The organism is Kitasatospora sp. NPDC127116, from assembly GCF_042677365.1.
GTDB classification, from domain to species: Bacteria; Actinomycetota; Actinomycetes; order Streptomycetales; family Streptomycetaceae; genus Kitasatospora; species Kitasatospora lactacystinica.
Genome location: NZ_JBHXTL010000160.1, coordinates 1 through 19,126 on the forward strand (window position 1 = coordinate 1; position 19,126 = coordinate 19,126).

Consider the following 19,126-nt stretch of genomic DNA (forward strand, 5'->3'; position numbering starts at 1 on the left):
TTTTTCGGGGTGGGGGTGGGGGGGGGGGGGGGGGGGGGGGGGGGGGGGGGGGGGGGGGGGGGGGGGGGGGGGGGGGGGGGGCCCGCGCGGCGGAGGCCCCCCCCCCGCCCACCTGGGTTGGTCAGCGCGTCCGGCGCACCTGGTCGGGTGCCACCGGCGTCGGCGGTGTGATGACCGGGGCAGCCGGTGTGCCGGTGGTGCGGCTGGTGGTGCGGGCGCGGGCTGCCCTGGTGCGCAGTTCGTCGGGGGTCGCGGCCGGTGCGGGGGTGGGGAGGTTGGCGTCGCGGCGGATGCGCCAGGTGAGGACGGCGGCGGGTGAGTCGGCGGTGGCGAGTTCGCGGCGCCCGGCGGCGTTGGTGAGCAGGGTGGTCAGGTTGTGGCCAGCAGCTTCGGCCTGGGCGAGGGTGGCGGCGAGGGCTGCCCAGTTGTCCTCGGCGAGGAGGCGGGTGGCCTGGTCGGCGGGCAGGGTGCGGCGGACGGCGTCGGCCTGCCGGTCGTGGTCGGGCTTCGGGAGGAGCCGGCCTTCGAGGGTGAGGTGGGCGAGCGGCTTGGCCGCGTGCCGGGTGTAGGCGGCACGAAGGTGGTCCGCCGCCGTGCGGGCGGCGTCGGCCTGGTGCCGGTGGCCTTGGGCGGCGTGCCACTTGGCGATCACGACGGCGAGCAGGACGAGGCTGATCAGGACCGTGGCGGCGGCCGTGCCGTCCTCGCCCCGGCCGGTGGCGGGCCCGGCGTGGAGGAGTTCGCGGGCGGCGGAGCGCATCGCGCGCAGGTCGGCGCCAGCTGCGCGGGTGTGGGCGGTGCGGGAGTACTCCAGGGCCCGTGCGGCCTGGTGGAGTTCCTTCCTGCTGAGGGTCGGGCTGGTGGCGGCGAGCGTGTCGAGGACTTCGAGACCGCCCCGGATCACCGCCTCCGCGCGCGCGGCGTCCTGGTCGTCGCCGAAGGCCGCGTACGCGTGTTCGATGGTGGTGCTGGCCCGGTGGCGGCCGTCAGCGGGCCAGGTGCGGGGGTCGGGCGTGGGGAAGGCGGGCTGGTCGACGCCGAGGGCGAAGCGCGCCTGGATCTTCGGCTGGGTGAGGTCGGAGGCGAGCTTGCTGCCGGAGAACCAGATCGGCCCACTCTCATCGCCGGTGGGGAGGGCGAACTTGTAGCCGGTCACGTCGCCGGAGGGCGCACGGCGCACGCCGAGGAGCACGCCCTTCGCGGCAAGCCGGGCGGCGAACTCCTCCTCGTCCACAGCCCCGGCCAGGGCCTGGCGTACGGCGGTTCGCAGCCGGTCGCGGTCGGTGCCTTCCAGGCCGAGGCGCTGAGCCTTGCGCAGTTCGGAGCCCTTGGCTCGCTTGGGGATCGCGTCCCGGTACTCGCGGGTGCGGGTGTCGGAGAGGTCCTTGAGTTTGTACTCGCGTTCGATCTTGGTGAGTTCGGTCTCGACGCGGTACTGGTCGCCGCGCAGGCGGGCCTGTGTGAGGTCGGCCCGGACGACGGTCGCGAGAATGTGGATGTGGTCGTCGGCGTGGCGCACGGCGATCCAGCGGCAGCCGTTCGGGTCGCCATCGGGTGCGATGCCGGCGGCGGCCACGATCCGGCGGGCGATGGTGCCCCACTCCTCGTCGCTGAGGATGCGGTCGGTCGGGTCCGCCCGCACGGGCCGGTGGTAGACATGCTGGGTGACCGGCTTGCCGTAGCGGACGACGTGCAGGTCGAGCGCGTCGCGGAGCTGGACCAGGGTGGCATCTGGGTCGCCTGGGTCGCGGCCGGGGTCTGGGGCGAAGCCGCCCCAGGAAGCGACGATGTGCGGGTCGGTGTGCTCGTTGGCCTTGCCTGGACCGAAGAGGTACTTGAGCGCGCCGTGCGTCTTGGACCCGCGTATGGGCTTGCTGATCATCGGCGCTTCGCCTTCGCCAGGCGCATGGCCGAAGCGTCGACCTCCGCGACGGCCGCCCGGACCTCGGCGACCAGGGCCAGAGCCCCGTCGAGGACGGCTCCCGCAGATCCCGGTTCGACGCCGATGCCGGCGTTGAGCCGGTAGGCGATCTGGTTGGCGTTGTTGCCGACCGGCGCCAGCTGGCCGCGTGCCGCGTCGAGTGCCGTGATGGCCCGCTCCAGACGCTCGTCACGGGTGGTGATGCCGACGAAGTCCTCGGCCAGCGCTTTGCGCTCCAGATAAGCGGCAACGTTCAGTTCGGCTGCGGCGGCCAGCTGCTCGATGCGCGTCTTCGTCTCTTCAGTGCAGCGGAAGCCTACCTCCGTCGTCAGGGGGTTCTCGGGGTCGCGGCGGCGACGCTTCGCGGTGCGCTGCTTGCGGCTGGCGGCGCTCGCGGAAGGACTGACGACGACGGTGAGCGGCAACGCGTCGGCGATGGGATCGGACGGCGAGCTGGCGGGCTTCTCCTCCTTCGCCGCGCCCTCGCGGTGAAGCTCCGGTGCTGCCGCCCTCGGCAGCACCGGCTCGTCCACGCCCTCCTGGGCGGGGACGTCCGCGTGCGTGGCCCCGTAGGGGCCTCGTACGCACTCGCTTGCTCCGCTTTCTGGGGCAGGGAGGTCCTCAACTCCGTTGCGGTCCTGGGAGTTTACAGGCTTCCCGAGCAGGCTGTTCAGGGCTCGGCGGGCGGCGTTCACGGGTGGCGCTCCTCGGTGGTGCGGGACGGTGTAGGGCTGTAGGGGCGTGGGTGGGCAGTTTCCGGTCGGGCGCCGGTTTGGCTCGGCCGGACTCCACGGGTATAGGCGGCGCGTTGGACAGAACCTTCCGGGCGTGGACTGGCGCGTGGGACGGGCGGTCCGCAGCAAGGGCGAGTTCTGCCGGGTCGATACCTGGGGTCGTGGGACTTCTGCCGACTGCGTCTGCGATTCGGCAGAAGTCGGTGTCCGGCCGACCGGTGCCGGTCGGCCGGACATCCCGGTGGTCAGTCAGCCTCGGGGTCTTGACGGCTCTGCTCGCCATCCCATGCGAGGCGGAGCTTCTTCATCAGCTCCGTGAAGCGGGTACTGCCGAGCGGGAGGCCGGCCTCCCGGACGGCCTTCTCGACGATCGCGCGGTTGAGCCGACCATGGGCGATGGCGGCCTGGAGGCCGATCTCCACCAGTTGCTCCATGGGCGCCCCCGGCGGGCGGCCGATCGGCTTGTCCTGCGCGGCGGTGGCAGGCTCCTCGGCGCGGGAGTCGTCCGGCGGGCTGGCGGGTTCGGACTGCCCGCGGACCGGGGCGTCCCGAGTGCCGATCGGCTCGTCGACTTCTGCCGACTGGGGGCCGGGAAGTGCGCCGCTCCACTCGTCGGGCAGAAGGCCGGCGGCGGACAGCAGCGTCAGTAGTGCGTTCTCGTCGCTGCGGTCCTGCGCCTGCTCCGGCTGTACATCCGTGCCGTGGTCTACCGGGACCGGGTCGGCGGAGCGCTCGTCGTGTGCAGGGTCGACCTGCTCGCTGTCGGTGGTGGTGTGGCCGTGGCGGGCGATGAGGATGTAGAGGTGGACGGCGCCGGCGAGGGCGAGTGGGGCGAGTGTGGACAGGGCGCCGACGACGGTGTTGCCGAGCTTCAGGCCGCTGCTGGCGGCGGGCAGCTGGTTGAGACGGATGGCGTGCAGGGCGTTGGCCCAGACGCTGGTGGCGGTCGCTCCGGCGAAGAGCGTCCAGGCGTAGGCGCGGGCGGGCCAGCGGGCGTCGCGCAGGACGAGCAGGGCTCGGACGCCGTAGGCGATGAACCCGTCGACGATGATCGGGAAGAGGTAGGTGAGCGGGCCGCGGACGTGGGTCGCGGCGGCCATCTGCCGCAGGGCGTCGTAGGACAGGACGAAGCCGATGACGCCGAGCAGCGCGACTGCGAGGCGGTCCCAGGCTGTGGCGCGGGCGGGTGCCGTGCGGGCAGCGGGTATCGAGGCGGTGGTCATGTGGGGTGCTCCAGGGTGGCCCGGCCGCGCGCGGGCAGCACGAGGGGCCGGGCGGTGTCAGGGGAAGGTGTGGGTGGGCCACGCCGAGGCCGCGCGCGACGTGGCGGGCGCGCGTCGGGCCTGGCGTTGCTGGCCGAAGACGTGGGTGAGGCGGCTCTGCGGGTCTACGCGGCTGTGCGCCTTCGGCGGTCGGTGCCGGTGAGAATGGCGCGCTCGCACATCTCTGCGAGGCGGGAGGCAGTGCGGTCGCCGAGAGCGGCCTTGATCTCGCCGAGCGGGAGGTTGGTGGTGAAGAGCGTCGGGAGCATGTACTCGTAGCGGTGGTTGACCAGCCGCAGCGTCAGCTCCTCGGTCCACTCGGACGCTTTCGCGGCACCGAGGTCGTCCAGGACCAGCAGCGGGCAGGTCATCAGCTCGCGCATCTCCCGCTCGGTGTCCACGCCCTGGCGGGGCCGCTGAGCGGCGTACAGCTCCGTGGCGGTGATCTTCGCCCACCGCAGACGGACACCGGCCGCGAGCAGGCTACGGATCGCGCCGTACGCCTGGTGGGTCTTGCCGGAGCCGGTGGGTCCGGCGATCAGGAGCGAGGGGCCCTGGGCGATGCCCGGCGTGCCGCCGGGGCCGGGTCGACAGGCCAGCGTGACCTGCTGGACCCAGGTGGCGACGTCCGGGTGGTCGGCGACGGCGAGGCGGTAGCGGGGTGGGATGCGGCGGTCGGCGAGTTCCAGCGCGGTGGACGGCTGCTCGGTGTCCGCAGGGCGCCGGTCCGGGTCGATGCCCCGCTTGGCCAGGACCTGCTGGCACCGCAGGAGGGCTCCGGAGGCGGGCTGGGGGTCGCGGTCGGCCGCGCGGCGGGCGCGGGGCAGGTTGGTCACAGGTCCCCCTCGAAGTAGGCGCGGGCGTCGGCCGGGTTGGTGAAGGGCTGGTAGGGCGAGCGGGCGGCGGTGTGGCCGGAGCGCGCAGTGTGGGCGGGCCGGGCGTTGAGCGCCTGGTGGACCATGCTCGGCAGCAGGCTGGGGCTCAGCGCCTTCTCGCCCCACAGGGCCAGCCCGGCCCGGACGTGGTCGGGGTGCGTGCCCGTCTCGAGCAGCTCCTTGATGACCTTGGCGAGGTGGCCCTTCACCTTGGCGGGCACCGGCGCGGGGCAGCCGGAGATGTACTCGGCCAGCAGCGTGCCCGCGTTCACCCGCGGCTCGGCTGCCGGTGTGCCGACGTGGACCGGCCCCTTCTCGTCAGCTGCGGCCGACGAGGGCGTGGGAGCGGGCGCGGCGAAGCCGCCCCCCTTAGGGGAAGGTCCATGGTCCAAGGTCCATGGTCCAGGCACGAAACTCTCCGGAGTCCTCACGACAACCTCCGGAGGTGTGCTCTGACCTGCGGCTTTCCCCGAGGGCGGCATCGCCGCTGCGACCATCGCGGGCGCGAGGCCGGGCATGAGGCCGCCAGCTGCGGGCTCGCCGACGGGAGGTCCGAGGAGGGCCTCCGCAGCGGTCACGCCCGACTCCGGAGAGATCCGGAAGTTCTCCGGAGCCGGGCGCGCGCAGTCCTTGGCCTTGCACTTACCGCACCCGCGCCCGGCTTCGTGGGCCGGGCAGGAGGGCAGACGGGAGGCCGTCGGGTGGGAGATCTTCTGGTGCTCGCGCCACTTGGTGATGTGGAGGTACTGGCGGCCGTCGCAGCCGGTGTACCGGCAGATGAGGCCGGTCTCGGCGAGCTGGCGCAGTTCGTCCTCGGTGTCGAGCGGGGTGTGCTCGGGCCGCAGCGACCACAGCGCGCCGTTGAGGACCGCCGCGTTGTCGCGGTGGCGTCCCTCGTCGTCGGCCTGAGTGATCAGGCACAGGAACGTACGCTCGGCGGTCAGGGACACCGAGGCCAGGTCCTCCGACACCGGGTACTCGGGCTTGATGGTGCGGATGCGCGCCATGATCTACCACCCCGCCTTCGGGGTGGAACTGTGCGAGGCAGGTGCGCCGCACAGGGGCGACGCCGTACGCTGGAGCACGTTGGTCCTTCCTCGGTGCGTATGGGCTGCAACCCTGCACCGTGGTCGATCGTCGTGGATGGGCGGTTTTTGGACCTTTCAGGCCCTCGGTGTTGATCGCACCGGGGGCCTTCGGCCTTTCTGGGCGGCAGGCAGCACGCCGAGCCGCGATGCGGTTCGGCTTGACAAGCCTTTCGGTATGCATCATCATGGCACCCCGGCGGCCGTTATGCAAGTCGCCTCGGAAAGGGATGCGAGGTGAATCGAGTGCCCAAGCGGGACAAGACTGCGGAGGGATCTTCCGGCGAGCCGGTGAAGGAGGGATCGGAAGGCAGTGCGACCGGCGAGACCCCTGTTGCCACCTTGAGCGAGGAGAATGCCGCCGAGCGGGTCCGGTTGGAACGCGAGCGACGCGGCTGGAGCACCGGCGAGCTTGCCAAGCGCATGACCGAGGCTGGCTACCCGATCAACCAGTCCTCGGTCTGGCGCATCGAGAGCGGCGAACCACGGCGGCGGATCAACCTCAACGAGGCGATCGGCTTCGCCAAGGTCTTCGACCTGTCCCTGGAGGACTTCCTCGGCCCATCGACCTCTCCCGAAGAGAAGATCATGCAGGAACTCGCCGAACACGTGGTCCAGGGCTACCGCCTGGCCGCGCAAGGCGCCGAGTTCACGACCAAAGCCCTGGCCGCCGCCGAGAAGTACTGCCAGGACTTCCCCCACAACCGCAAGCGGCTGCGCGGGAAGATCGCGATCGGCCTCTCCTTCGAGTACCGCAGATATGCGCCGACGCCACTGGTCCAGGAGTTCCTCAAGGGCGGCAAGATGCCGGCCGAGCCGGTCCACAGCGACGAGTGACCAGTCCGGGCCGTCGCCCAGACCGTTGCCGATCGCTCAAGATCTTTTTGGAAAACGGCCGGACCGACTCTTACCGTGCTCACCGAGCCCGGCCAGCCGTTTGGCGCGGCCGGAATCCAGAGCTAACGTCACACCCCACGCGGTCACCAACCGCGCAACGCCCATCCACGACGATCGACCACGGTGCAGGGTTGCAGCCCACCAGCCACCGGGGAGGACTCGCATGCCGCCCAAGCAACACGCAGCCGCAGCCCGCAGCTCCTGCCAGCCCACCACCGCGCTGTTCGTCTCGGCCCCCGCCGCGACCGCCCCCAGCGACTCCCCCAGACCCATCTGACGGGTCTGTTCCCAGCTGCCCGTCCGCACCCCGCTGGACGCCGACGCAGCTTCTCCGCCGTGCCGCCGCGACAGACCGCGGCCAGTCCGGCTCCCGCGATCTCGATGCTGACGTCCGATCGCCGCCTTCTCGCTCCCAGTCGGGAGCCGCCCTCTCCCCAACCGCCCATCCACGACGTCGTCATGCGGTAGCCCGGGTTGCAGCCCGCCGGCCACCGTAAGAGGAGCCGCATGCCCCAGCTGTCCCTCAGCACTGCCCAGCCGAACGCCCGCTGTGCGACTACCCGCCTGAAGGCCCTTCAGGCCCCAGCGGCGGCTGCGCGGCCAGCACTGGCCACTACCAGCATCCTCCGCGCCAGCCGTGTGATCGACGGCTCGCTCGCAGCGCTCCATGAGCGGGGGTCCGCCGGTGGCAAGGGCACGCGCAAGCTGGCTGACCCCTCGGCGGTTTTGGCCGTCCGCGCGCCCAGCGACGCAGTCGTGGGCCGCTTTCACACCGGCCGCCGGACCGACAACCGCCCTGAGTCGCTGCCCAATTGGCGGGTCTCCACTGTCACCCCGGACACTGCTGTCGCGGTCTCTCGACTCCTCGGTGGCGCACCGGCCGACGACTGGGCCCAGGGGGTAGTGACCGGTTCGCCTGCGGTTCGCATCGTCCTCGACGGCGCGCGCTCCGTCTCGACCGAGATGCGGTTGTGGGGGCCGAAGGGGCTCGTCCACCACTGCGACGGCGCCCTGTTCCTGTCGCCGACCGAGGTACGGGGGGCTCCGTGCGGCTGCCCCGACTCTTCCGAGGAGCGGGTCGCGCTGGCCAAGATGCTCCAGGCTCCCCAGCCTGAGACCGCCGTGACCTTCCGTCTGGCGGAGGACTACGGCCTCGGACGCTTCGAGTTCAGTTCGCCCTCTCGGATGCTCGCCGACGAAGCTGGTGAGATCCGCGCCCAGCTCTCCGGCATCACGGGCGAAGCGTTCTGCGAACTCGCGCTCGAACTCGTCACGGTCACGGTAGCCGGTGGCATCGAAGTCTCCTTCCGGAGGCCGACGTTGAAGGTCATCGGACCATGGAGCTAAGGCTGGCCTGACAAGTTCCCGCCGGGGCTGACCCGCCTGCCAAATTTGCACCCCACATCGAGCGCCGTCCGGCAACCTGGGGTCACCGCCCACAGAACCCCGGGTGCCGGACGCGCCTTCGTCCGCCTGGTGGTAACCCGGGTGGCCATGGTCAGGTGCGGTCGGACGACCTCGCCTGCGACGAGGGCCTTAACCCCGAGGCGGACTCCCGGGACTGATACCTCGGCGGGCTGGCGAGGGTGCCCAGCCGCTGGGGCCGCGCCCCCTCGATTGGTCCCACTACTTCCACTCCACACCCGTCACCGACAGCTTCGTCGCTCCATACGCCTCCGAGGAGAGCACCGTTGCGGGGCCGCCACCTTGCGGCACTTCCACGACGGCCGGCACGGACCACATCTCCTCGATGCTGGACCACTTGCGACCCCGTCCCAGCAGCGCGTCGGTGTCGTCGCTCGGCTCGATCCAGTTGGCCGGCGTCCGGCCCCGGTCCCGGTACGTGCCCTCCAGTGTGCAGATGACGAGGGAGCCGCCGTCCTGCAGCCGGAACGTCGGCAGCGCGCTTGTCAGCGAACGGAACGAGAGGCTGCGCTCGAGCACCTTCTGGTCCCATCCGTTGAAGTAGTCCACCAGGCCGTTGGTGAAGTCACCTCGTTCGAAGTCGGCGCTCTCCGGCTTCCCGGACGGCACGGTGAAGCTCAGGTACTGGGCATAGCGCCCGCACACACCGGTGTCCGTCTCCGCTGTCGGCGACAGCTCCACGCCCCCGGACGTTCCGCGGGCCAAGGCCGGCATTACCTTCGGGTGCAGTGAGCGTTGGCCCGGCGCCGGTGTCGAGGAGGGGGCGTCGGTCGGAGCCGTCGTCGGCGGTGCCTCGGTCACCACCCACGTGGCCACGACCGCCTTCCACTCCCCGCCCGCCCGGTCGCGCGTGAAGAAGGTCAGCGTCGAACTGCGGTCCGTTTCCCGTCCCTCCGACTTGCTCAGGACGGCGAAGCTCTGCGGCTCTCCGGAGCCGGTCTGCGGGATCAGGTATACGGGGCGGACAGGCCGGATCGGATCGTTCTTGGTTCCGTTGGCCTGGTGCAGCTGTGCCTCGGCTCGGTTCTCCTTGAGCAGCTGCCCGTCCTCCACCCGGGCGAGCGCCTCGGTATCGCCCTTCTCGGTGGCCGCCTGCCTCTCCCGGACGTACCGCTCGAAAACCTGCTGGGCCTGCGCTTCGGTGAACGATGGCGTCGTGCTGGCCATGGCGCTGCCCGAGGCGCCGGCGGCGGAAGACGCCGGAGACGTCCCGGACCGGCTTACGGAAGAACAACCGGCCACACCGATCGTGAGGAGAGCGGCGGCCCCCATTGCGCTCCAGCCCCGTGCCCGCTTCCGTGTGATCACTGCGGTTCCCCCTCTGGTCCATCAATCCGATCAAAGGGATCGTATTGGGTCCGACTGGGGCCCCCGGCCAGGGACAGAGTCAGGCCGTTGCCGGTCTACCTCAAGGCAAACCTGCCAATCTGTCAGGCGCCAGTCACGACGAATGCGCGGGGGTGGCTGGCGGCCACCTGGGTCAGCAGCCTCCTGTCGGCTGTACTGTCGTGCACCCTCACCGCCTTGACCAGCACCGCTTCCGTCCCACGGCCTTCCTCCCGAGATCGACTCCCCGGGAGCAGTGGGAGCGAATCGACCCGCTGTTGTCGCGCAGGTCCCGGACATCGCTGTCCGGGACCTGCTTCACCTCCTGGCAACCGTCACAGCACGCGCTGCCCGCCGTCGTCAGCCGTTTCCTGCCGCTTGGCGAAGCCGATCTTCACCCGCTCATGCACCGGCCCTCGTCCGCCGCGTTCCTTGGACTTGGACACGGTGATCCGGTCCACGAAGAGCTTGACGAACTTCCGGCGCTCCGGGAGGGGCGCGCTCTGCCACCACGAACCCGGGCCGATGGGGTCGGCCGCTGGGTCCTCGGGCAACCACTCGGCGATGGGGATCACCGGTGTCGCGGATTCTTCCAGGACTGCGATCCTCGCCTCGGCCGCCTCCAGGAGACCCAGCAGCGCGGACTCTTCCGCAACGAACCTCCGCCGGCCGATGTCCCCTCGGAAGCCGCCCGCCTTTCGGTCGTCGTACAGCTCTTCCAGCGCCCTCACGGCGTCGGCGCGATCAGCAACCAAGGTCGCGCGCTCACGGGAGCGTTCGGGCGCCTCGTTTGCAACACCGAACCTGCGCGTGGCCTCGGCGAGAACCGCCAGAGCCTCGTGATCATGCTCGACCTCCCGCAGCAGAGCGAAGATGCTTCGTGCCACGTGGTCGTCCAGCGCCGCCTGGCTGATAGTGCAGTCTCCTGCGTGCTGACCGGGAAGCACCTTGCGGCGGCGGCAGCGATAGGCGCGCTTCACCGGCTTGGCGTCGGCGTGCGAGGTCTTCACAGCTCCGCACTCGCAGAACAGGACCGCCATGGCGGACAGCAGGGACTCGCCCCGCGAAAGCCCCTTTCCGCGTCCTCGCCCGTCGAGCCACTCCTGCAACTCGTACCACGCATCCGGCGGGATGATCGGCTCGTAGATCTGGAGCGGGAGCATCGTCTCGGGGTCTCGGAGGATGCGGTAGGTCTCTATCTGGCTCGTGGTCTTACCGTCTTCCCGGACCTTGTACACGGGCACGGCCGCGAATCCGGCTATCCGGGGGTCCCGGAGGATGCGCTTCACGGTCTTCGTGTCCCACGCGCTGTCCTTCGTCTTCTTGCCGTAGGTGGCGCCGCGTGTCGGGACGAGGACCTCGTTGTTCATGCTGTTGACGATCCCGCCGAGCGAACCGGGGTGGCGGCGGCGCTTGGGGTCGTACGGCGCATCCTTGTGCTTCTTGATCGTCGCCCACCAGCCGCGAATGACGTCCGGCTCGTTCTCGGTGTGCACGAGGGTCTGGATGACGATCGGCCGGCCGTCCGCCGTGAGCCTGGTCTCGGCCTTCAACTCGAAGCCGTACGGCGCCTTGCCGCCGATGTACCCGCCCAGGCCGAGCGCCGTGGCCTTGGCGCCCCGGACGGCCACGCTCTTGTTCTTGCTCTCGTTGTGGGCCTGGTCCAGGCGCATGAACATGTGGATCAGGTCCACGAGGTTGCCCTTGCGGAACTCCCCCTCGGTGACGCTGACGATGGTCACACCGAGGTTCAGCAGCTCGACGACGACCGGGATCGCGTCGAGCGGGTCAAGGCGTGAGAGCCGGCTGACGTAGTAGACGATGAGCAGGTTGATCCGGCCTGCCCGGCAGTCCTGCAACAGCTTCTCGAACTGCGGCCGCTCGACTCCGGTGAACGCCGAGATGCCGAGGTCCTCGTAGTAGGCGACCGACTTGGCGTCGCGGCGCTTGGCCTCCGCTGTACCCAGTTCGCGCTGGGTCGTGGTGGAGGCTTCACTGGCGTTCTCGCGCGCGTCGGACTGGCGCGCGTAGACGGCCGCATGGACGTCCATGCCGGTGATCACTGCTGGTGCGGACATGAAGACCGATGGTACTACTCCCCTAACTGACATAACCCAAGGGAACCCCCTGGCACCCGCACCGCGGCTTCGAGACCGTCACGTACATCATTGACGGAACGTTCATCCACCGGGACTCGCACGGCGGTGGCGGCACCATCACCGACGGCGACACCCAGTGGATGACCGCCGGCTCCGGCCTGCTGCACATCGAGAGCCCGCCGGAGTCGCTGGTGAAGTCCGGCGGCCTCTTCCACGGTCTCCAGCTCTGGGTCAACCTGCCCGCCTCGGACAAGATGATCACCCCGAAGTACCAGGACATCCGCGGCGGCAGCGTCAAGCTGCTCAGCACCGAGGACGGCGGCGCGCTCCTGCGCGTCATCGCCGGTGAGCTGGACGGCCACCAGGGCCCGGGCACCACCTTCACCCCGATCACCATGATCCACGCCTCGATCAGCCCCGGCGCCCAGATCACCCTGCCCTGGCGCGCCGACTTCAACGCCCTCGCCTACGGCCTCGCCGGCAACGGCTCGGCCGGCACCGAGCACCGCCCCTTCCACCGGGGCCAGGCCGTCGTCTTCGGCGACGGCGACTCCATCACCCTGCGCGCCGACGAGAAGCAGGACTCCCGCGACAACAACTTCGAGGTCGTCCTCCTCGGCGGCCTCCCGATCCGCGAGCCCGTCGCCCACTACGGCCCGTTCGTCATGAACAGCCACCGCGAACTCCAGCAGGCCATGGAGGACTTCCAGGCCGGCCGGCTCGGCACCATCCCCGCCGACGGCCACTGAGGACCCCGGAGCCGGAACGGCGGAACGGCGGAACGGTCGCAGGTGTCGCCTGCGGCCGTTCCGTCGTTCCGTCGTTCCGCCGTTCTGTCGTCTCTGCGCCGCCCGAACCCGACCCCGGCCCCGCGCCCGCGGTCCGGGTGCCGGCTCCGCTACAGCAGCGCGTAGAGGGCCGAGGCGTCGTCGTGCGTCTTGCCGCGCGGCCAGCGCTCGCAGCCGGCGTCCGCCCGCTCCACCGCCCGGACCTGGGCGATCAGCTCGCCCGGCCCCGACTCGGCGAGCAGCCGCAGCACGTCGCCCCAACTGCCCAGCCCGAAGCGCTCGGTGTAGCGCGAGGCACCGTCGGTGAGGGCCGCCAGCGCGTGCAGCCGGTCCAGCCGGACGAAGCCGGTCTCGGCGTGCTCGGCCGCCCGGGGGCTCGCGGCGGCGATCCACGGGCCGGCGCCCCGGTTGCGGGCGGCGCGTACGGCCATCGCGTACTCCAGGTGCAGCGCGGCCCGCTCGGCCGAGCCGGGGACGGTCTCCCAGACCTGGTGGCGCAGCTCCTCCCCGCCGGGGAAGCGCTGGTTGTCCCCGATCACCTTCGGCGGACCGTCCTTCAACTCCAGCACCAGCAGGGAGTCGCCGAGCACCAGGTACTCCAGCGCCTCGCCGTGCCGCCGGGCCGCGACGACCATCGCGGCGGGGGTGTTGGGGTGGGCGAGGTCGCAGCGGCCGCCGTGCAGCGCGGCCGTCTCCACGATGGCGTCGGCCAGGCACTCGGCGATCGAACGGTCCGCCCGGTCGGTGAGCCGGGCGAGCAGGTGCACGCCCAGCCGGCGCACGTACCAGGCCGTCCCGTGCCGGCACCCGGACTCCAGACCCGCCGGCGAGCTCGCGCCGTCCAGCAGGACCAGCGCCTCCGGCGAGGCCGCCACGAAGTCCTCGCTCTCGCGGTCGGGCCGCCGTGCTTCCCCTGCGAGCTGTAGCTGCATCCCGACAGTGTGGCCGCCGCGCGTGGCCCGCGCCCAGACCCGTGCGCCGGTGTGGCGCGGGCCGGGGCGCGACGCCCGGTGGCAGCCGGGGTGATTCGGCCATACCGTCGGACAGTGACCGGACGATTCGGCCAATCGGAGCGGGCCGGGTTTGGGATCACCTTCGGGTGTCCGGGCCGCCCGCGACTGACGAGGAGCGGAAGATGTTCTGGCAGTTCATCGTGTTGCTGGCCGCCTCGCTCGGCTTCCCGACCGCCGCCCTGCTCTTCCTGATCGGCGGGCCGCGCTTCCCCGACGAGCCGCGCGGCCCCGAGACCCGGGGCTCCGGGGCCCGGGGCACCGGCGCCACCCGGGCCTCCTAGGGTTTCCGGGATCCCCTGCGTCCCGGAAACCCTGGGAGGCCCGGAGGCCCGGAGGCCCTGCAGCCCCGCGCCCCGAGCCGCTACGGCTTCCAGACCGGATCGCGGCCGAGCAGCGCCAGGGCGCGGGCGAACCGCCCGTCGCCGCCGCCGGGTTCGAGCCCCGGGCCGAAGGCCCGGCCGGGCGCCCGGTGTTCCTCGGTGTTCGGGACCGCCTCGGTCACCGTCAGCAGCGCGGCGGCCAGCGCGTCGTCGCCGTCCACCGCCGCGACCAGCCCGTCCGCGGTGCCGAGCGCGGCGGCGACGTCCCAGCCGTGCACCAGGGTGTCCAGCAGGTGGAAGCCCACCGCCTGGGTGAACGGGAACGGGCCGCCGTCGCGGATCTCGGGCAGCCAGAGCGGCCGGTCCTCGGCTGCCGCCGCCCGGAAGGCCTCGACGAGGTCGGTGCCGGTGCGGCGGAAGGTGCCCGCCGGGTCCGCGCCGAGCGGGGCGTCCGCGAACAGCGCGAGGTCGGGCCCGGCACCGCGGGCGGCCGCGGCGAAGCCCTGGTGCTGGCCGACGCAGTGCTCCAGCAGCTTGCGCAGCGTCCACCCGGCGCAGGGGGTGGGCAGGTCGAGCTGGTCCGGCCGCAGGCCGTCCACCACCTGGACGGCCAACTCCATGGCCTGTGCGTGCAGTTCGACGATCCTCATACGACAGCGACCTCCCGGCCGGCAGAGATGAATCCGATCACCTGATCAACGACGGTCGGCTCCGCGATGATCCTGCGGTGGCCGAGCCCCTGAGTGACCACCAGGTCCAGCCGCTCCCCGTACGCCCCGCGCAGCCGCTGCGCCTCGCTCGGCGGGACGATGCCGTCGCCCTCGTCGTGCACCACCAGCACCGGCCCGGCGACCGCCTCGACCCGGCGCGCCGCGTCGTAGCGTTCCCAGCCCCCGGCGTCCCCGCCGAACAGCTCCCGCTCGATCCGCTCCCGCAGCGCCCGCTCGACCTCGGCGTTCAGCCCGAGCCCGGCACAGAACGCGGCCGGGAAGAAGCCGACCCGGGACACCCCGGAGACGGCCGCCAGCCGACCGGCCCGCAGGCCGTCGGCCAGCGCCCCGAAGGCCGCGCAGACGCCGAGCGAGTGCGCCACCACCGCCTCGAACGGCCCGTACCGCTCCTGGAGTCGCAGCGCGAGCTCGCGGTACTCCAGCACGCTGGTGGTCCGGCCGCCGGAGTCGCCGTGGCCCGGCGCGTCGAAGGCGACGGCGCTCAGCCCGAGCGCCCGCAACCGGGGCACGTACGGGGCGAACCGGGAGGCCCGGGAGCGCCAGCCGTGCAGCAGCAGGACCGGCCGCTCGCCGCTCCCCCAGCGGTAGCCGACCACCGGTTTGCCGCCCACGGCGAGCCGCTCGGTGACCGCCCGCCCGTGCACCTCCCGCTCCGAGTCGCGCACCCGGCTGCGCCGCACCGGGTGCATGAACAGTTCGAAGGCGGCCCGCCCGGCCAGGCCGGGAGCGATCCGGGCCGTGGGGTTGAGGGTCGTACGGATCAGTGCCTGAACCGGGTCCATCGGATCTCCCTGCTCTCCGCGCTCCTTGTCACGCCTCGCTCGCGGCGAGATATTAGCACGACCGTTCGTGCAGTTTTCAGCGGCTTTCCGAGGCCCCCGAGGTCCACGCACTACCCTGGGCGGCACGCACGACGAGCAGAACAGGGGCGGACGATGGCCGGACCGACCACCGACGGACGGGTCCTGCGCGGCGAGGAGACCCGCCGGGCGGTGCTGCGCCGCGCCGTCTCCATCGCCTCCGTCGAGGGCCTGGACGCGCTCTCCATCGGCCGCCTCGCCACCGACCTCGGGCTCAGCAAGAGCGGCGTCTTCGCCGGCTTCGGCTCCAAGGAGGAACTGCAGCTGGCCACCGTCCGGGCCGCCCGCCGGATCTTCGCCGACGCCGTCGTCGCCCCGGTCGCCGACGTCCCGCCCGGCCTCGCCCGGGCCCGCGCCCTCTGCGAGAGCTGGCTCGCCTACTCCCGCGCCCGGGTCTTCCCCGGCGGCTGCTTCTTCTACGAGGTCACCGCCGAGTTCGACGCCCGCCCCAGCCCCGTCCGGGACGCCCTGGCCGGCTGCGCCCGGGAGTGGTCCGACACCGTCGTCGAGGCCCTCGACGCCGCCCGGACCACCGGTGGCCTGCGCCCCGACACCGACCTCGGGGACCTCGCCTTCGCCCTGATCGCGGTCCTGGAGACGGCCAACTCCCAGGCCGTGCTGCACGACGAGGACGCCCCGTACGAGCGGGCCGGCCGCCTGCTGCTGCGCCTGCTGCGCGCCGGGGCCACCGACCCGGCCGACCCGGCACTCGCCTAACGCCCCGCCAACACCCCTTCGATGAAGGCCGCCTGGGCCAGCAGCCGCTCGTCGCCGCCCGCCGCGCCGACCACCTGGAGCCCCAGCGGCAGCCCCTCCGCGGTCCGCCCGGCCGGCAGGCTCAGCGCGGGCCGCCCGAGGAAGCTCCACGGCAGGGACATCACCGCGTCCCCGGTGCTGTGCAGGCCCTCCGGCGCCCCGCCGGTCGCCGAGGGCGCCAGCCACAGGTCCACCCCGGCCGCCGCACCCGCCGCGGCCACCCGTTCGACCAGCCGCTCCCGGAACCGCAGGGCGGCCTCCCGGTCCTCGGCCGCGACGGCCCGGCCGGCCCGGATGCCCGCCACCGTCTCCGGCCGGTAGAGCCCGCCGAAGCGGGCGAACCAGTCGGCGTGGCCGCGGGCCAGCTCGAAGCGGTTGACCGTCTGCAGCCGCCGGGTGATCCCGGCGAAGTCGGGGAACAGCTCGACCCGGCGCACCGTGAACCCGGCCCGCGCCAGCCGCGCCAGCTGTTCCTCGAAGGCCCGCAGCGCGGCCGGTTCGGCGTACTCCAGGTACGTGCCGTCCGGCACCCCGAGCACGGGTCCGGGCGCCTCGCCGCGCTCCGGCCGCCAGTCGTCGCAGAGCAGCGGGGCCACCAGGGCGGCGCCCGCCAGGTCGGCGGTGAAGGTCCCCAGGGTGTCGAGACTCGGCGCGTTCGGGATCACCCCCGCGATCGGGATCCGCCCGTACGTCGGCCGGAAGCCCACCACCCCGCAGTACGCGGCCGGGCGGATCACCGAGCCGACCGTCTGGGTGCCGATCGCCAGCGGCACCAGCCCGGCCGCGACCGCCGCCGCCGAACCGCTGCTGGAACCGCCCGGGGTGTGCCCCGGGCGGTGCGGATTGCGGGTCGGACCCGGGGCGCTCGCGGCGAACTCGGCGGTCACCGTCTTGCCCGCGACCAGCGCCCCCGCCGCCCGCAGCCGGTCCACCACCACGGCCTGCGGTCCGGCCAGCACCCCGGGCGGCAGCGCCGAACCGCCGTGCGTGGGCAGCCCGTCCACGCGCACGATGTCCTTGACGCCCACCGCCACCCCGTACAGCGGCGGCCGCCTGTCCGGCTCCGGGTACCGCGCGGCCAGCTCCCGTGCCTGCGCCCGCAGCCGCTCGTGCCGGCCGGGCTCCGGCACGAACGCGTGGATCAGCGGGTCCACCCGCTCGACCAGCGCGCACAACCGGTCGACGTACTCGGAAAGTTCCGGCACACCGGCGCGCAGCCCGGCGGCCTCGTCGGTCAACGGCCGCGGCCGGACGAGGGGTTCCTCCATGCCGAGCACGGTAGCGCCGTCTACGGGTGCTCGGCCGCCAGGTACGGCGCCTCGCGCAGGAAGTACGCCCCACAGGTGTGGCAGCACAGCTCCGGGGTCTTCCCCCAGTCCACCGCCGACCGCACCCGCGCCTGCGGATCGAGCTCGCGGCCGCACATCGCCACGCTCTCCTCACCCCGGACCACGTGCCACAGCCGCACCCCGCCGGCCTCGCCGCCGGCGCCGTACTCGGCTCGCATCTGGTGCATCATGCCCCCCATCGTCCGACCGCCGCGCGCGCCCGGCAACCGGAGAACGGCAGAACGTCCCCTGGTCGAAATCCGGCCACGGCAGCACGGTAGGGTGCGCGGTCGCGACCAGTGCCAACGGCTCGACCATGGCCTCAATTCGCCTGATTTCAGCCAAATTTCATCCAAAAATGGGGGACCTCCACCATGCGCAATTCCCGACTCCTGGCCGCGTCCACGCTGGTGGCACTCTCGCTCGGCGCCACCGCCGGCGCCGCCACCGCCGGTGCCGTGGGCATCACCGCCTCTCCGAGCGCCGGCGCCACGGCCACGCCGTCGGCCTCCACCCCGCCGAGCGCCGGCGCCACCACCCCCGGCAGCCCGGCCCCGACGGCCACCGCCAAGCCGACGAACCTGCCGACCCGGCCGGTGCCGACGCCGACCGTCGACAACCGCTGCCACGGGGGCGTCTACCAGAGCAACCTGCTCAAGGTCACCGGCACCGGCCTGTACGGCACCACCCTGGTCAAGGGCGGCCAGGCCGCCGAGATGACCATGACCTGGGAGAACAAGAGCGGCGTCGACCTCCCCGTCGTCCACAACTCCCTCTACGTGACCGATGAGTTCGGGGACCGTCCGGTCCAGTGGAGCACCGAGTTCTTCGACGTCCAGCTGGACACCGGGTCCGGCTGGAAGCCCGCCAAGCTCGACGACCGGGCCCTCCTGGCGCCCGATTTCAAGCTGGCCAAGGGCGAGAAGATCACCTACAAGGTCCGGATCGCCGCCACCGCCAAGGCCCCGGTCGGTCACTACGGCGCGAACTACGAAGCCGGCTCGGACGCCTTCGACAACGACAAGGTCCCGACTCCGGCCAACAACAAGCCGCAGGCGTGCACCCAGTTCCTCGACGACTACCTGGGCGAGTTCAACGTGGGCGAGACCGGTGCCACGACGGCCACCACCGCCCCGGCCACCAAGGCCCCGGCCGCCACCGCCTCCCCCTCGCCCTCCGGCGGCCCGCACCTGGCCGAGACCGGCTCCAGCTCCAGCACCCTGCCGATCGCCCTCGGCGGCGCGGCCGTCCTGGCCGTCGGCGCCGGCACCCTGGTCGCCCTGCGCCGCCGCAAGTCGGCCACCCGGAGCTGACCCCTCCCCGGTCGACCCCGAGGGGCGCGGGCCCACAGCCCGCGCCCCTCGTCGTTTCCGGCCGCCGGCCGCCGGCCGCCACTTGTCCTACGACGCCGCGCGCAGCAGCGCCCCGTCCTGCCACTTCAGGATCTTGTCGAAGCTGACGATCGCCCCGCGCAGCGGATGGTTGCGCAGCTGGACGTGGTCGGTGAGCGCGTGGATGAGGAAGAGGCCGCGGCCGGATTCGGCGGTGAGGTCGGGAAGGGTGTCCAGGTCGACCGGGCGCAGCGTCGGGGCGCTGGGACGGCAGGGCAGGACGTGGGTGTCGTACGGGTGGCCGTCGCGGCGGGGCCGGTGGGCGGCGAGGACGCGGGCCGGGACGGTGGCGCGGCCGCGGCGGGTGCGGCGGGG

General features: G+C 72.5%; 17 protein-coding genes and 2 pseudogenes. 6 read left to right on the forward strand and 13 right to left on the reverse strand.

Annotation, left to right across the window (positions count from 1 at the left end):
- Positions 1–121 precede the first annotated feature (121 nt).
- The 5 genes from ACFVHV_RS38435 to ACFVHV_RS38455 form a co-directional block, all read right to left on the reverse strand.
- Positions 122–1,882, reverse strand: a complete 1,761-nt coding sequence (locus ACFVHV_RS38435) for a hypothetical protein (RefSeq protein WP_380357762.1) — start codon at positions 1,880–1,882, stop codon at positions 122–124.
- Positions 1,879–2,454: a plasmid mobilization protein gene (locus tag ACFVHV_RS38440; RefSeq protein WP_380357765.1), complete on the reverse strand. Its 576-nt coding sequence runs from the start codon at positions 2,452–2,454 to the stop codon at positions 1,879–1,881. The genes ACFVHV_RS38435 and ACFVHV_RS38440 overlap by 4 nt, the downstream gene beginning before the upstream one ends.
- A gap of 446 nt (positions 2,455–2,900) precedes the next feature.
- Positions 2,901–3,878, reverse strand: coding sequence for a DUF2637 domain-containing protein (locus tag ACFVHV_RS38445; protein WP_380357768.1), 978 nt, complete (start codon positions 3,876–3,878; stop codon positions 2,901–2,903).
- Between the two features lie 164 nt (positions 3,879–4,042).
- Positions 4,043–4,744, reverse strand: coding sequence for an ATP-binding protein (locus ACFVHV_RS38450; RefSeq protein WP_380357795.1), 702 nt, complete (start codon positions 4,742–4,744; stop codon positions 4,043–4,045).
- 5 nt (positions 4,745–4,749) lie between these two features.
- The gene (locus tag ACFVHV_RS38455; protein WP_380357771.1) at positions 4,750–5,799 is read right to left on the reverse strand and encodes a hypothetical protein; all 1,050 of its coding nucleotides are present in this window, start codon (positions 5,797–5,799) and stop codon (positions 4,750–4,752) included.
- Positions 5,800–6,219: 420 nt separating this feature from the next.
- Between ACFVHV_RS38455 and ACFVHV_RS38460 the strand changes: the two genes are divergently transcribed.
- Together ACFVHV_RS38460 and ACFVHV_RS38465 are read left to right on the forward strand one after the other, a co-directional pair.
- On the forward strand, positions 6,220–6,714 hold the full coding sequence (locus ACFVHV_RS38460) for a transcriptional regulator (protein WP_380357774.1): 495 nt from the start codon (positions 6,220–6,222) through the stop codon (positions 6,712–6,714).
- Positions 6,715–7,281: 567 nt separating this feature from the next.
- The gene (locus tag ACFVHV_RS38465; protein ID WP_380357777.1) at positions 7,282–8,121 is read left to right on the forward strand and encodes a hypothetical protein; all 840 of its coding nucleotides are present in this window, start codon (positions 7,282–7,284) and stop codon (positions 8,119–8,121) included.
- A 279-nt stretch (positions 8,122–8,400) separates the two neighbouring features.
- On the opposite strand, the gene ACFVHV_RS38470 is transcribed toward ACFVHV_RS38465, so the two are convergent.
- Positions 8,401–9,366 carry a hypothetical protein gene (locus ACFVHV_RS38470; protein ID WP_380357780.1) on the reverse strand — a complete coding sequence of 322 codons (966 nt, stop codon included), beginning with the start codon at positions 9,364–9,366 and terminating at the stop codon, positions 8,401–8,403.
- A 494-nt stretch (positions 9,367–9,860) separates the two neighbouring features.
- Positions 9,861–11,603: a recombinase family protein gene (locus tag ACFVHV_RS38475; protein WP_380357783.1), complete on the reverse strand. Its 1,743-nt coding sequence runs from the start codon at positions 11,601–11,603 to the stop codon at positions 9,861–9,863.
- 35 nt (positions 11,604–11,638) lie between these two features.
- On the opposite strand from ACFVHV_RS38475, the pseudogene ACFVHV_RS38480 reads away from it, so the two are divergent.
- Positions 11,639–12,373, forward strand: a pseudogene (locus tag ACFVHV_RS38480) (pirin family protein); the annotation flags it as partial.
- Positions 12,374–12,522: 149 nt separating this feature from the next.
- Here ACFVHV_RS38480 and ACFVHV_RS38485 read toward each other — a convergent pair.
- Positions 12,523–13,344, reverse strand: a complete 822-nt coding sequence (locus ACFVHV_RS38485) for an integrase (RefSeq protein WP_359898011.1) — start codon at positions 13,342–13,344, stop codon at positions 12,523–12,525.
- Positions 13,345–13,547: 203 nt separating this feature from the next.
- Between ACFVHV_RS38485 and ACFVHV_RS38490 the strand changes: the two genes are divergently transcribed.
- Positions 13,548–13,706 carry a hypothetical protein gene (locus ACFVHV_RS38490; protein ID WP_359898013.1) on the forward strand — a complete coding sequence of 53 codons (159 nt, stop codon included), beginning with the start codon at positions 13,548–13,550 and terminating at the stop codon, positions 13,704–13,706.
- An 80-nt stretch (positions 13,707–13,786) separates the two neighbouring features.
- Here ACFVHV_RS38490 and ACFVHV_RS38495 read toward each other — a convergent pair whose 3' ends face one another.
- Entirely contained in the window at positions 13,787–14,395 is a 609-nt protein-coding gene (locus ACFVHV_RS38495; protein ID WP_380357786.1) for a TIGR03086 family metal-binding protein, read from the reverse strand.
- Positions 14,392–15,258, reverse strand: a complete 867-nt coding sequence (locus ACFVHV_RS38500) for an alpha/beta hydrolase (RefSeq protein WP_359898017.1) — start codon at positions 15,256–15,258, stop codon at positions 14,392–14,394. Before ACFVHV_RS38500 ends, ACFVHV_RS38495 begins: the two co-directional genes overlap by 4 nt.
- 153 nt (positions 15,259–15,411) lie before the next feature.
- On the opposite strand from ACFVHV_RS38500, the gene ACFVHV_RS38505 reads away from it, so the two are divergent.
- On the forward strand, positions 15,412–16,053 hold the full coding sequence (locus ACFVHV_RS38505) for a TetR/AcrR family transcriptional regulator (RefSeq protein WP_380357790.1): 642 nt from the start codon (positions 15,412–15,414) through the stop codon (positions 16,051–16,053).
- Here the strand turns inward: ACFVHV_RS38505 and ACFVHV_RS38510 are convergent.
- Together ACFVHV_RS38510 and ACFVHV_RS38515 are read right to left on the reverse strand one after the other, a co-directional pair.
- Entirely contained in the window at positions 16,050–17,360 is a 1,311-nt protein-coding gene (locus tag ACFVHV_RS38510) for an amidase (protein WP_380357792.1), read from the reverse strand. The genes ACFVHV_RS38505 and ACFVHV_RS38510 overlap by 4 nt on opposite strands.
- A 20-nt stretch (positions 17,361–17,380) precedes the next feature.
- Complete coding sequence (locus ACFVHV_RS38515) at positions 17,381–17,611, reverse strand: hypothetical protein (RefSeq protein WP_359898022.1); 231 nt, start codon at positions 17,609–17,611, stop codon at positions 17,381–17,383.
- Between the two features lie 183 nt (positions 17,612–17,794).
- Here ACFVHV_RS38515 and ACFVHV_RS38520 point away from each other — a divergent pair, with 183 nt between their 5' ends.
- Positions 17,795–18,733: an LAETG motif-containing sortase-dependent surface protein gene (locus ACFVHV_RS38520; RefSeq protein WP_359898024.1), complete on the forward strand. Its 939-nt coding sequence runs from the start codon at positions 17,795–17,797 to the stop codon at positions 18,731–18,733.
- Positions 18,734–18,820: 87 nt separating this feature from the next.
- Here ACFVHV_RS38520 and ACFVHV_RS38525 read toward each other — a convergent pair.
- Positions 18,821–19,126: pseudogene (locus ACFVHV_RS38525) on the reverse strand (hypothetical protein); the annotation flags it as partial.